General features: G+C 54.1%; 8 protein-coding genes and 1 pseudogene. 3 read left to right on the forward strand and 6 right to left on the reverse strand.

What is annotated here, in order from left to right:
- Positions 1–19 precede the first annotated feature (19 nt).
- Positions 20–526 (reverse strand): hypothetical protein, encoded by a 507-nt coding sequence (locus ACP8MI_RS04205; RefSeq protein WP_018119976.1) that lies wholly within the window; start codon positions 524–526, stop codon positions 20–22.
- 127 nt (positions 527–653) lie between these two features.
- Between ACP8MI_RS04205 and ACP8MI_RS04210 the strand changes: the two genes are divergently transcribed.
- Entirely contained in the window at positions 654–1,946 is a 1,293-nt protein-coding gene (locus ACP8MI_RS04210; RefSeq protein WP_018119977.1) for an MFS transporter, read from the forward strand.
- A gap of 43 nt (positions 1,947–1,989) precedes the next feature.
- Here ACP8MI_RS04210 and hutG read toward each other — a convergent pair whose 3' ends face one another.
- A complete protein-coding gene (gene hutG, locus ACP8MI_RS04215) occupies positions 1,990–2,934 on the reverse strand; it encodes a formimidoylglutamase (RefSeq protein WP_018119978.1) in 945 nt (314 codons plus the stop codon).
- Between the two features lie 114 nt (positions 2,935–3,048).
- On the opposite strand from hutG, the gene ACP8MI_RS04220 reads away from it, so the two are divergent.
- Entirely contained in the window at positions 3,049–4,989 is a 1,941-nt protein-coding gene (locus tag ACP8MI_RS04220; protein WP_018119979.1) for a DEAD/DEAH box helicase, read from the forward strand.
- Between the two features lie 143 nt (positions 4,990–5,132).
- On the opposite strand, the gene ACP8MI_RS04225 is transcribed toward ACP8MI_RS04220, so the two are convergent.
- From ACP8MI_RS04225 to putP (ACP8MI_RS04240), 4 genes and pseudogenes are all read right to left on the reverse strand, one after another.
- Complete coding sequence (locus tag ACP8MI_RS04225) at positions 5,133–5,606, reverse strand: hypothetical protein (RefSeq protein ID WP_018119980.1); 474 nt, start codon at positions 5,604–5,606, stop codon at positions 5,133–5,135.
- Positions 5,607–5,676: 70 nt separating this feature from the next.
- Positions 5,677–6,468 carry an HNH endonuclease family protein gene (locus ACP8MI_RS04230; protein WP_081604908.1) on the reverse strand — a complete coding sequence of 264 codons (792 nt, stop codon included), beginning with the start codon at positions 6,466–6,468 and terminating at the stop codon, positions 5,677–5,679.
- A gap of 113 nt (positions 6,469–6,581) precedes the next feature.
- Positions 6,582–8,148: pseudogene (gene putP / locus ACP8MI_RS04235) on the reverse strand (sodium/proline symporter PutP).
- Positions 8,149–8,372: 224 nt separating this feature from the next.
- Complete coding sequence (gene putP, locus ACP8MI_RS04240; RefSeq protein ID WP_049148186.1) at positions 8,373–9,944, reverse strand: sodium/proline symporter PutP; 1,572 nt, start codon at positions 9,942–9,944, stop codon at positions 8,373–8,375.
- A gap of 374 nt (positions 9,945–10,318) precedes the next feature.
- On the opposite strand from putP (ACP8MI_RS04240), the gene ACP8MI_RS04245 reads away from it, so the two are divergent.
- Positions 10,319–13,423 carry a DEAD/DEAH box helicase gene (locus tag ACP8MI_RS04245; protein WP_239211991.1) on the forward strand — a complete coding sequence of 1,035 codons (3,105 nt, stop codon included), beginning with the start codon at positions 10,319–10,321 and terminating at the stop codon, positions 13,421–13,423.
- Positions 13,424–13,425: the final 2 nt, after the last annotated feature.

Raw genomic sequence — 13,425 nt, forward strand, 5'->3', positions numbered from 1 at the left:
GCCCAGTTGTCAGGCGGTGCTAGGCAGCCCTGGAAAAACCAGCAAAAATCGATGCTGGTGAATGCACAGGAATATAGTTGGCGTCGACAAGCCAGGCATATATCGCTGCTGTTTCAAAGTTGGTATCGATCCGGTGGACCGCGTTAATGAACTCTCGTGGAACGAGTGCGCGGATCCAGGCTTCAGCCAAAGGTGCGGACGGGGCAGCGCCGGATGGGTCGGTAATGCGTACGCTAACAACATATGCAGGGGTGCGTTGCTCGCCGTAGCCCCGAACGCGAGATTGTGCTAGAGGGCCTACTCGATAACGTGAAAGCGCTGCGGTTAATGCCTGGTGTTTACCGGCAGTGAGCCTAGCTTGCGGTGGTCGCCAACTAGCCGTGGGGCGTGCTAGTGAACGCGGATGGCGCAGGATTGAGCGTACTGCAGTGAGCTGATCCTGGGCAGTGGTGTGTAGCTCGGTGACGATTTTATGGATGTCGTGTGTAGTGCGGCCAAAATCCGATAGATAATTGTGTGTGCTCATGGCATAGACCGTAGAAAAGCAGGCTCACATACAAGCCTCTGTCATCGAACATGTATTCGCCATGATTCATGGGGGTGCATACATCTCGGGCCAAAAATCTGAATCGAGGAGTAGGCTCGCAAGAACTATGCCTATTGCTAACTCCAACTCGAACGATACAAATACTCAGGAATCCGAAAGTCCCGACCGCGAACAACCGAAGATCCCCAAAGAAATCTGGGTCTTGGTCGCGGCGTTTTTCTTGGTTGCTTTAGGTTATGGACTGATCGCCCCATTATTGCCACAATTCGTGGTGAGCTTCGACGTTGGAATGGCTGCTGCCGGTGCTGTCATCTCTATTTTCTCGGTGTCCCGCCTGATTTTTGCCACCGGGGCGGGAGTCTTGGCAGATAAATTTGGGGTCCGCAGAATCTATATCACCGGTATTTTGTTGGTAGCGATCAATACCGGGCTGATCTCCATCGCCCAGGAATACTGGCAGATTCTGCTCTTAAGATTCTTGGCTGGCATCGGATCGACGATGTTTACGGTGTCGGCAATGGGCTTGATCGTCAAACTTGCGCCACCGGAAATCCGGGGAAAGTGTTCAGCAACGTATGCCACCAGCTTTTTGCTCGGTAGCATCTTGGGGCCATTGGTTGGCTCTGCGCTTGCATTCTTAGGCTTCCGGTGGCCTTTTTTCATTTACGGAATCGGTTTATGTGCTGCGGCTGCTGTGGTCTGGCTGCTGATGCCCAAAACGAATACTTCAGCGAACCAGTCTGCAGACAATGCGCAATTCACCTACGGTGAGGCATTCAGGGATTCTGCATTTCGTAGCGTGCTGGTCTCAAATTTTGCCCACGGATGGGTGAATATGGGCGTACGCGTGGCCGTGATTCCATTATTCGCGGCAGCTGTTTTTGCTGATAGTGGTGCCGCCGCCGGCTATGCGCTGGCCGCGTATGCCGCGGGAAACGCAGTTGTATTGCAGTTTTCCGGCAGGCTTTCGGACCGCATCGGCCGCAAACCAATGATCATGACCGGCTTCGCTGCTAGCACTCTCTGTGTAGCGCTGTACAGTACTGCTGACACGTTGTGGCTTTTGATTATCCTCTCCAGCTTGAGCGGTGCAGCTGCAGGTATTGCTGTTCCCGCACAACAGGCCACGCTTGCCGACGTCATCGGCAACGACCGCTCGGGCGGAAAAGTACTGGCAGGATTCCAGATGTCGATGGATCTGGGAATGATCTTCGGCCCATTGGCGATTGGTGCGGTTGCTGATAACTGGGGATTCACCTGGGCATTTTTCGGGAGTGCTGCGGTGGCAGCGCTGGCATTTCTGGCGTGGATTCCCGGGCGCGAGACCTTACACACCAGAGATACCAATATGCATGAAATGCCGGCAGAATCTAGCACCGCAAGGCACGCTAACGGGTAGAACTACCAGTACTCCCGCTGGCAGTGCGTTTCACCAAAAATTACTATTGTAGCTTGGCGTGTTCGTTGATCATGTCGTCGAGAAGACGGGCGGCAACACGTGCGGTGCGGCCATCGACGTCGTAGTACGGATTCATCTCAGCAACATCGACCAGCCGTAATTTTCCGGTAGCCGCTAAGGCCTTACACATTGCACGCATCGGTTCAATACCAATCCCGACTGTGCATGGGGACGATACGCCCGGGGCAACGGCGGGGGAAATGGCATCCAAGTCGATGGTGACGTAAAGGTCGTCATGGACATCAGAAATTTCCAGGGCACGCTCGGCGGCCTCGCGCGGGGTCATGTTGTGGATTTCGTCGTCAAGAACGATTTTGGTACCAAGCTCCTCAGCGAAATTAAACAGCTTTCCGGTGTTATCCGCAGTGGAAACACCGATGACTGAGTAATCGAAATCATCGCCGACCATCTCGGCCACCTGAGTGAACGGGGTGCCGTGGGTTGGGATTTCGGTCTGTCGCAAGTCTAGATGTCCGTCGAAATTCACGATGGAAATGGGGCGCTGCAAAGCTTTGTGTAGGCCAAGGTAGCTGGCGTAACCTACCTCGTGCGAACCTCCAAGCACGACTGGCAAATGCCCGGCGTTGACTAGATCTTTGATGCGTTCAGAAAGCTCTTCCTGAGCACCTTCCATATCGGTACCGTTGACGGTCACTGTGCCAGCGTCGTAGCGAGGCAGGTCGTTGTGGACAGGAAGATTAGCCAAAGCCTCACGCAGAACATGGGGGCCTTCGGCAGCACCGTGGCGGCAGCCATTACGACGAGCACCTTCATCGCAAGCGAAGCCCAGGACTGCGGCGCCTGGCGTGTTTTGCACCGTGTCGATGACCGAATGCCAGCGGCGGAATTCAGATCCATCGCCGTCGTGCCGGCCATCCCAGTGATGTGGAGTACGTGAAACAGGGGAATGTGAATTCTCGTTAGCCATGTCACCATTATAGGCATAATTTATGTGTGTTAGTTCACTATGTATCGGGAGGTGTAAAAATAGCTCCCCACTGAATGGTGTTTTTCTCCGCGCTCCCGTAGTGTATGTCAGGCAATGAGCATTACCGATTACGCCACCGGCGGCGACAACGAGCCGGATAATTTCAGTCAGTCTCCATCGACTATGTCGGAATCTCAGGAAAATTCGCAGGGCAATAACACGGCTACCGCAAGTGCCGTTGCCGAGAGTGGCGAAACTTCTGAGCACACCGACGCTGCAGCGCAAGCTCCAGCCAGCGACAGTCCTCAGGGTTTTTCCAACCTCGACCTGCCTACCAACGTGGTAGATGCGGTTACAGCCGTAGGTTTTGAAAAACCATCCCCAATTCAAGAACAAACCATCCCGATCCTTATGCAGGGCCGCGATGTGGTTGGTCTAGCCCAAACTGGTACCGGTAAAACCGCCGCCTTCGCGTTGCCGGTGCTGGCCCAGCTGGACCCAAAGGAACGATTCCCGCAAGCATTGGTTTTGGCGCCGACTCGTGAGTTGGCACTGCAGGTTGCAGACAGCTTTGAATCTTTCGCTAAGCACCTCGGCGGAATTGAAGTGCTGCCGATTTACGGTGGCCAAGCCTATGGAATTCAGTTGGCAGGCCTGCGCCGCGGTGCGCAGATCATCGTCGGCACGCCAGGCCGCGTCATTGACCATCTGGAGAAGGGCAGTCTGGATATTTCCAAGCTGCGGTACCTCGTGCTGGATGAAGCCGACGAGATGCTGAACATGGGCTTCCAGGAAGACGTCGAGCGTATTTTGGCGGACACGCCAGAACAGAAGCAGGTTGCTTTGTTCTCAGCGACGATGCCTAATGGCATTCGCCGTCTTTCAAAGCAGTACCTGAACGATCCTGCTGAAGTGACGGTGAAATCGCAGGCGCGTACGAACGAAAACATCACCCAGCGCTTCCTTTTCACTCAGCACCGCGCGAAGTTCGACGCTTTCATTCGCATTTTGGAAGTTATCGACTACGACGGCATGATCGTGTTTACCCGCACGAAGCACGAAACTGAAGAAGTCGCGGAGAAGCTGCGCGCCGTCGGCTACAGTGCAGCTGCTATCAATGGCGATATTGCACAAAACCAGCGTGAGCGTACGGTGGAGCAGCTGAAGTCGGGGAGGTTGGATATTCTGGTCGCGACCGATGTTGCCGCGCGAGGTCTGGACGTCGAGCGCATCTCGCACGTCATTAACTTCGATATTCCTGGCGATACCGAATCTTATGTCCACCGTATTGGACGCACAGCACGCGCTGGGCGTAGCGGTGAAGCGATCCTTTTCGTTACCCCACGTGAGCGCCGCATGCTGCGGTCGATCGAAAAAGTCACTAAGGCAACGCTGGAAGAAATGCAGCTGCCGACGGTCGACGAGGTCAATGAGGTGCGCAAGAAGAACTTTGCCGAAGGCATCACCGGGGCCCTTGGTGCCAAGGACAAAGATTTCTTCCGCACAATGATTCGTGAGTACTCGAAGAACCACGATGTGGCGATGGACGATATCGCTGCTGCGCTTGCTGTGAAACTGCAAGGCGACAAAGATTTCTTGTTGAAAGAACAGCCAGTCGATAAGCGGAAAGATCGTTTTAACGATAAGCGTGGCGGCCGCGATTTCGACGACCGCGGCGGGCGTGATGGCCGGGGCCGTGACCGTGGTAGCCGTGACCGCGGCGGACGCGGGGGCCGAGACGCTAATTTCCAGCCATACCGTTTGGCGGTGGGTAAGCGTCAGCACGTGCGCCCTGGATCAATCGTTGGTGCGCTGGCAAACGAAGGTGGCTTGAACAGCAAGGACTTTGGTCGTATCAATATTGGTGCCGATCACACCATTGTCGAACTGCCAAAGAACCTGGATCCGGCTGTATTGGACCGTCTGTCGGATACCAGAATTTCTGGTGAGCTGATTAAGATCCGTAAGGATCACGGTGCTCCTAATCGTGGCGGATTCCAGGGTGGTGGACGCCAGAACCGAGGTGCCAGAAAAGGCGGAAAATTCCGCGGCTAGAGGTGCCCACGCATTCTTAACAGCTACTATCATGCGGTAGCGCTAGCGCAATATGGGCACACGGCAAAGCCCGGGGCAGGATACTCATCCTGGACCCGGGCTTTGTGCTTTGCTACGAGCGTTGAGCTCGTCGTGGATGGTAGCTATACGAACATCAAGATCAATACTACGATCCAGAGCAAGTTGAAAATTCCGCCGTACATGGATAGTTGCTTTTTCAACTGGGTCCAATTACCCACTTTATCTTCGTCCGGCGATGCTTCGCTTTCTGGCAACATGCCTAATGCGCCGAGTGCAGTGCGCTGGCGTGGCAAAATAACCACGAGCAAAATAACCCAAGCGATAATTGCGAGCAGAATGGATGCATGGAATTTGCCTTGGCTGCCGTAAGTATCCATATCGCTCAGGAACAAGACAAGTCCGAGCAAAGGAACCAGTGCGGAGAGGAACCCGTAGACTTTGGTGATGCGATAGAGTACCGATGCTGCGCCTTGTGCAGTGGTGTTACCCGATTTCGCTTCGAATATTTGTGCAGGAAAGGCCGAGGTAGCCACCATAATTGGGCCAATGAATAACACGGCAGCTGCGATGTGTAGGACAAGCATGAAATCTGTCATGGAAAATCCCTTTCGGTAGAGGAAATTAAATAGGGACAAAAGCTCCGTGTGCCACTCTACCAGCGCATACCTAGCGTCCAAGAAGGCTAAACAGCGTACATGCCTCAGTCATTTTTCGTGCGTCTACCTCGGGGATTTTAAGATCGTACAGCACTGCTACGAACGCGACCCTGCGTGCATACCAGCAATGTGCGGAGTCATCAGATGGCATCCAGGCTGCTGGTAATGAGTCTGATTTTTCTCGATTGGCACTGGCGTCTGTGGGAACGAGGTTTCGGCCATCATTGGCGAATTTTCTGCGCTGCTCGTGGTCCCATGAATGTGCGCCTAAATCCCAGGCAGCAGAAAGCGGAAAAATATGGTCGATATCAATCTCGCGCGGAGAATCTGTAATGGGTATGGGGGTCCCGGCATATTCATCCCAAATCTGGGTATCAACAATTGTGCATGCTGCTAAATCCGTTGGTTCTGGAAGTTTTCCGGTGCGTTGCGGTGCAGGTTGTGGGGTTGGCTGGGCGTACTGGGTATCGCTGTAATCCTCAGCTCTAGGGGAATGATAGGTGGTTGCAGCAGAGAGCAAGGCGGCTTCACGGGTAGTACAGACGCCTTTTCGTCCCCAGCCACTGCCGAATTGTTCTCTTTCATATCCGGGGATGCGTTGGCGCTGTGGTGTTGTTTTGAGTTGTGTTGACAGCGCATCCCATGATGGAAGATTCAGGTTTTCGTCGTATGTTGTGGGCTTAAGACGCGGCCATGCAGTAGCGAGTGCGATTACAACGGTAACTATGGTTAACAGGAAAATATACCAGCGAAAGATGCGCCGCTGTATACCACTGGTTGGCCCCGGGAGATAAGACTGCATGCACTATAAGACTGCATAAGCGCCTTACGGGTTCCGGGGTCGACCAGCTTTGCACATGAGTCGTGAACTCAGCGTTGTGAAAACAGCGACTGGCAGTTTGGCCGAGGCCACAGCTACTTGACTTTGCTGGCTGCCTGGTCGAAATCGAGTCCACCGGCGTCGGCAAGGTTATCCAGTTTGGCAGCCTTGTCGAATTCTTGTTGGATTTCTTCACTCGGCGCCTTGGTAGCTAGGGTGACAAGAACCAGTGCAACGGTAGAAGCTATGAAGCCCGGAACCATTTCGTAAATGATACCGCCGAACCAGATACCCCAGACAATAGAGACCACCGCTCCAGTGATCATTCCGGCGATCGCGCCTGGTGCGTTCAGCCGCTTCCAATACAGTGCGAACAGCACAAGGGGACCGAAGGCAGAACCAAAGCCTGCCCAGGCGAAACCGACCAGTCCGAGGATAGTATCACTTGGATTAACCGCAAGCAGTGCACCGATTATGGCGATGACGACGACTGCGGTGCGTGAGAGATTGATCAGCACGAATTGGGAGGGGCGCTTTTTCGCTAGCCCCATGTAGATGTCTTCGATGAGGGAAGAAGACAAGATCAACAGCTGAGATGACATCGTAGACATAATGGCGGCCAGCACTGCTGTGAGTACTAATCCGGCTGGCAGTGGATGGAACATGACGCGCGCCATGTCCAAAAAGACCGTTTCAAAGGCGTCTTGGTCGGTGATGCTGTGTCCAGTCTGGGTGAAAAAGACGGTGGCGATCAAGGCCACGAATGTTGCCCCCGCATAGCAGATTGCCAGCCAGAAAACGCCATAATTGCGTGATGCTTTGGCATCGGCGGGGCTTTTCAGCGCCATAAAGCGGACGATGATGTGTGGTTGGCCAAAGTAACCAAGACCCCAAGCGGCGTTGCCAATAATAGTCGCAATACCGGCAGCGGAAGCGACGTTGAACAAATTAAAGAAGTCAGGGTTAGCTTCGACGACGCCGTTTGTGCCGTAATCATTGTTGGCTGCAAAGCTGAAAATATCACTGGGTTGGTCTAGTGCAAGCAATGCCATGATGGGCACGATGATCAGTGCACTAAACATCATTAAGCCTTGGACCATATCGGTATACGAGACAGCGAGGAAACCGCCGACGAAAGTATAGGCCACTGTCACCGCCGCAACAATGAGCAAGCCGACTAGGTAATCTCCGTCAAAGGTTGATTCGAAGTATCGTCCGCCGGCCACCATGCCAGATGAGACGTAAAACGTGAAAAAGAAAATAATAATCGCAGCCGATACCATGCGCAGCAGCCGTGATTTATCGCGCAGACGATTTTCGAAAAACGACGGAATAGTGATGGAATTTTCCGCAATCTCGGAATATGCGCGCAATCGGGGAGCAACCCATTGCCAGTTCGCGATCGCGCCGGCAAACAAACCGAACACGATCCACAGCTCAGAAAGACCAGAAAGAAACAAGGCCCCCCGGAAGCCCCATCAACACCCAGCCGGAAAGATCTGAGGCTCCAGCTGATAACGCTGCGACGAATGGTGGCAAGCCTCGTCCGCCAAGGACGTAGTCGTCATATTCCGAAGTTTTGGTATAACTCCAATATCCAATCGCCAACATCGCCATGAGGTAGGCGATAATCGCTATCACAAACCAGGTTTGTTCTGACATTACTGCTCCGCTCCCTTGAAGTGCGTAGATTAATCGATCTAGGCCAGAATTTGTGATGTGACCCACTTTGTAGTGACAGTGGCCAGGTTAGCGCAAAAGCTGAGAGATGTCAGATAGATAACAAAAAATCCCCTGTGGATGAGCTGATCCCATCCACAGGGGAGTGGCGCACCGCAAGAAAATGCATCTCCTGCGGTATTAAGCGCCGAAGGTGGTTAAGAAGCTTACTTCTTAACTTCTTCCGCGGCCTCGTCGAAGTCAACGTCTTCGTTTTCGGTCGCGATGTCGGTTAGCTTGGCAGCCTGATCAAACTGCTTCTTGACCTTGGTGTCTGGTTCCTTGGTTGCCAAGGTGACCAGTACGAGGGCAATAACAGCTGCTGCGAAGCCAGGCACGATCTCGTAGATGATGTCGGAGAACCATACGCCCCAAACTACGGAGACGATGGCACCGGTGGCCATACCTGCGATGGCACCTGGTGCATTCAGGCGCTTCCAGTACAGCGAGAACAGGACGACCGGACCGAATGCGGAGCCGAAGCCGGCCCATGCGAATCCGACCAGTCCCAGGATGGAGTCGCTTGGGTTGACTGCCAGGATAGCGGCCAGAACAGCGACGGCAACAACGCAGGTGCGGGACAGGTTGATCAAAACCTGTTCTGCTGGCTTGCGCTTCGCGAACATCTTGTACAGGTCCTCGATCAGCGAGGAGGAGACAGCCAGCAGCTGGGAGGACATGGTGGACATGATCGCAGCCAGAACTGCGGTCAGAACCAGGCCTGCGATGAGTGGGTGGAACATGACGCGGGCCATGTCCAAGAAGACGGTCTCGAAAGCGTCCTGGTCGGTAATGGAATTGCCGGTCTGGGTGAAGAACACGGTGCCGACCAGTGCGACGAAGACGGCGCCGATAACGCAGAGCAGCATCCAGCCGATGCCCCAGAAACGACCTGCGCGGGCGTCGGTGGAGTTACGCAGGGCCATGAAGCGCACGATGATGTGTGGCTGGCCGAAGTAGCCCAAGCCCCAGGCGAAGTTACCAACGATAGCGGCAACTGCTCCGGCAGAAGCTACGTTGAACAGGTTGAAGAACTCTGGGTTGGCCTCGACGATGCCGTCGGTGCCGTAATCATTGTCAGCTGCGAAGCTGAAGATGTCCGAACCACTGTCAAGAGATACGAACGCCATGATTGGGACGATCATCAGCGACAGGAACATGATAATGCCCTGGACAGTATCGGTGTAAGACACAGCCAGGAAACCACCGATGAAAGTGTAGGCAACAGTGATGGCCGCGACGATCAGCAGGCCGATCAGGTAGTCGCCATCGAAGGTGGACTCGAAGTAACGACCACCGGCCACCATGCCGGAGGAAACGTAGAAAGTAAAGAAGAAGATAATAACCGCTGCGGACAGAACACGCAGGACGCGTGATTTATCTGCTAGACGGTTTTCGAAGAAGGAAGGAACCGTAATCGAATCGTCTGCGATCTCGGAATATGCACGAAGACGTGGTGCAACAACCTTCCAGTTCACCCATGCACCGATCGTCAGACCGATCGCGATCCACAGTTCAACCATGCCGGATGCGAACAATGCGCCCGGAAGGCCCATGAGCAGCCAGCCGGACATGTCCGATGCTCCGGCAGACAGCGCGGCGACAAATGGCGGAAGGCCGCGGCCTGCGAGGACGTAATCGTCGTATTGATCTGTTTGCTTATAGCTCCAGTAGCCAATCGCGAGCATCCCGAACATGTAGATGATGATCGCGATGACAAACCAGGTTGATTCAGTCACCGTTTCTCCTTGTAAGTAGACATCTGGCGCACAGGGAAGTGCGCATAATTTGTGCATTGCCTGGCATGAGGTAGCCGGGCGATACAGTTTGTCGAGCTCTGCTTACCACTTGAAAACTCAGCGACCTGCTGTTCGACGTTGCCGTCGCGAATACTTAATCAGTAGTCGCAGTGGCCAATCCGCACAGCAAAACGACTGGTTTTAGTGGACCAATGATTTACCGTAGTGAGAATTCGCAGCTCACCCAAATGTTACCTGCGTCAAACCCAGCAAAATTTCAGGTTTTTTAGGCTCTTAGCAGGCAACACTGCGGAATATAACAGGATGATAACAATTAGATTTCGGCTCTGGTGCAAACTGGTAGTCTGTCCCTTATGTCTTCGTTCCTTCTGCATGGTCTGTGGCTGCCAGTTTCCGGGTTGAGCTTATGGATTGAAAAGGTGGAAGGGCGGAAGATTGTTCTGCCGGAACAGGTTCCATCCGGGACTTTTCCACCGATCGTCGAGTCCTTATTGCAGCGGCGTAGCTTCCGAAACCGTGCCCGCATTTCCTTGCGTACCCCCAAAGGCAAAGACGTCTCGCTTATGGTGCCCATGGGCCTTTTCGCTCCAGAAGATTCTGTGAAAATACTGAGCGAATTAGAATTTTTGGATAATTCCTCCCCGGCAGCAACGGAGTCCCAACGCAATGCGATCGCACCGGATCTTTATTGGTTGATTCGCATGTATACGGGACTAACCCAATTTGTCCGTGCCGGGCGAGTTACTGTTCGTCTGAGCTACCAGGCGGGTGAGTGGTTTCCCCAGTGGCACCTTGCCACGGGGCTGGCGGAACGTGGTTGGCTTAGCGAGATGATTGCGGCTTGCCCCGGAATTCTCACGGTCAATAATCGCGATCTTGCCGACGAATTAGCTCATCACCTGGTCCACTGGATCACCATCGCGCAACTGCAATCACTAGCGGCAGAACCCAGGCCGTACCCGTGGCATGAATTTTCCCAAGCGTTATTGAAAGGCCAACCAATTCGGCGCGGTAAGGGAGCGCTGTTGCGTGGGCTTAATGAGTGGAATGACTCGATCACCTCGGTTGATTTGCAACTGGTCATCATCGTGAATGAACCGCCGGATGAACCGCATGCGCACTGGCCTATCCGGGTGCAGGTGCGCTCTGGCACTGACTCGCCACAGCCCATTCGCACAGACCAGCTCGACCAGTCGAGTGTCGAGTCGCTTCGTAAATCGCACCTGGAAGCAATCCGAGTGTCGCCGATGCTGGAACCGAACATGGACCCGGTAGAGCGCATGCGTCGTCGACAAGAAGATGCTAACGCAGGTGATTGGGACGTCTACGTCGATACCGAAGATGTTGTGGACTTCGTGAGTTCAGATATTACTAATCTTCGTGCAGCAGGGTTTACTGTCATGCTGCCACGTGCCTGGTCGCAGATGGAAACCACCGCCAAACTAGAAACCCGCGAGGTCAATGAGAAAGCGACCCAATCGCAACTGGGCATGGATAAGCTTGTGCAATACAACTGGCGGCTTTCCATCGGTGACCAGGAATTGAGCGACGAGGAAATGTCGGATTTGGTCAACTCGAAATCTGGGTTGATCAAGCTGCGCGGTAATTGGGTCATGGCGGATACCCAAGCACTGAGTCGAATCAGTGAGTACATGGACCAGTTGTCCGAAACGGCGTCGAAACGCACGAAAAAACGGATGGAAAAAGCCGCACGCTTAGCGGAAATGGCACGCTTGGCGGAGTCCCCCGACGCTGACGAACTGGCTGCAGAAGCCGAAAGATTGCGGCAGGCCTACAACGATGCTGTCAAAAACAGCGCAGGTGCCGCCGATGCAGATGGCGCAGCAGACGAGGGGGGCTTTACAGCTCAGGAAGTGACCGTCGGTGACCTCCGCGAGCTGGCGCTGCAGTCTATGGCCGATGAGCCCATCGAATTTACCGGATCGAACTGGCACGCGAGCCTGCTCGGAGGCATGGAAACACCAGCGCCCCAGAGGGTAGAGATCCCAGAAACTGTGCATGCGCAGTTGCGTGATTATCAGCGCCGCGGCGTGGATTGGATGTACTGGATGTCGCGCAACAACCTGGGGGCCGTGCTTGCCGACGACATGGGCTTAGGAAAGACACTGCAATTGTTGTCTTTGACTGCGATCGAAAAACACCGCGAACAATCGACTGGTCCCACGCTCGTCGTAGCGCCGACCTCAGTGGTAGGAAACTGGGCCCGGGAGGCAGCGAAATTCGTCCCTAGCCTACGAATCTTGGTGCACCACGGCAGCCAGCGTGCCACCGGGGATGAGTTTGTTCGTGTGGCGACAGAACGCGATCTCGTCATTACCTCGTATGGCACTGTGAGCCGCGATTTTTCTGCTCTGGGACGCATAGAATGGGATCGCGTAGTGCTAGATGAGGCGCAGGCTATCAAAAACTCGTCGACACGTGCGTCGAAAAGCGTTCGTTCTCTGCCTTCTCGCCACCGCATCGCTTTGACGGGTACCCCGGTAGAAAACCGTCTGTCCGAGATGCGTTCTATCGTCGATTTCACCAATCCGGGTGTGCTGGGCTCGGCAAGCTTTTTCCGACATCACTTCGCGAAACCAATTGAACGCGATAATGATGAGGCATTAACGGATCGGTTACGACGTTTGACGGCGCCTTTTATTCTTCGACGCCTGAAGACAGATCCCGCCATCATCGATGACCTTCCAGAAAAAACAGAGGAAGTGCTCACCGTCACGTTGAGTGATGAACAAGCTGCCCTATACAAAGCTTTAGTTGATGACGTGCAACGCCAGCTCGAGACCAAAGATAAGGGCATTGCGCGCCGGGGCATGGTATTGGCCAGCCTGACGCGGATGAAACAGATTTGTAATCATCCGGCACATTACTTAGGCGATGGCTCACCAGTGACGTTGAAAGGCCAACATCGCTCAGGAAAAATTGAGAAACTCATGGAGCTGGTGGATCACGCCGTGCAGTCTGGCCAGCGCATGCTGGTATTTACGCAATACCGGGCATTCGGGGAGATTCTGCAGCCATATTTGAGTGAGCAGCTCGGAGAAAGTGTGCCTTTTCTGCATGGTGGCGTCCCGCAACAAAAGCGCGACCGGCTAGTGAGTGATTTCCAGGCAGACGACGGTCCGGCCGTGATGATTCTGTCGTTGAAAGCAGGCGGGACCGGGTTGAATCTCACTGCGGCTTCGATGGTTGTGCACATGGACCGGTGGTGGAATCCGGCGGTGGAAAACCAAGCGACTGACCGGGCTTTCCGCATTGGCCAGCAAAAGAATGTGGCGGTGTATAAGATGATCAGCGCCGGGACGATGGAGGAATCCATTCAGGATATTCTTGACGGAAAGACGCACTTGGCAGGCGCCATCGTGGGTGAAGGTGAAGGCTGGATTACTGAATTGGACCCACAACAATTGGCAGAATTAATGAGTTACCGCGAGCAATAGCT

The organism is Corynebacterium sp. LaCa_70 (assembly GCF_058182015.1).

Coding starts and splice junctions, on each gene's coding strand:
- hutG (WP_018119978.1), bottom strand. CDS start 2,934: ATGGCTAACGAGAATTCACATTCCCCTGTTTCACGTACTCCACATCAC.
- ACP8MI_RS04220 (WP_018119979.1), top strand. CDS start 3,049: ATGAGCATTACCGATTACGCCACCGGCGGCGACAACGAGCCGGATAAT.
- ACP8MI_RS04230 (WP_081604908.1), bottom strand. CDS start 6,468: ATGCAGTCTTATCTCCCGGGGCCAACCAGTGGTATACAGCGGCGCATC.
- ACP8MI_RS04210 (WP_018119977.1), top strand. CDS start 654: ATGCCTATTGCTAACTCCAACTCGAACGATACAAATACTCAGGAATCC.
- ACP8MI_RS04205 (WP_018119976.1), bottom strand. CDS start 526: ATGAGCACACACAATTATCTATCGGATTTTGGCCGCACTACACACGAC.
- ACP8MI_RS04225 (WP_018119980.1), bottom strand. CDS start 5,606: ATGACAGATTTCATGCTTGTCCTACACATCGCAGCTGCCGTGTTATTC.
- ACP8MI_RS04245 (WP_239211991.1), top strand. CDS start 10,319: ATGTCTTCGTTCCTTCTGCATGGTCTGTGGCTGCCAGTTTCCGGGTTG.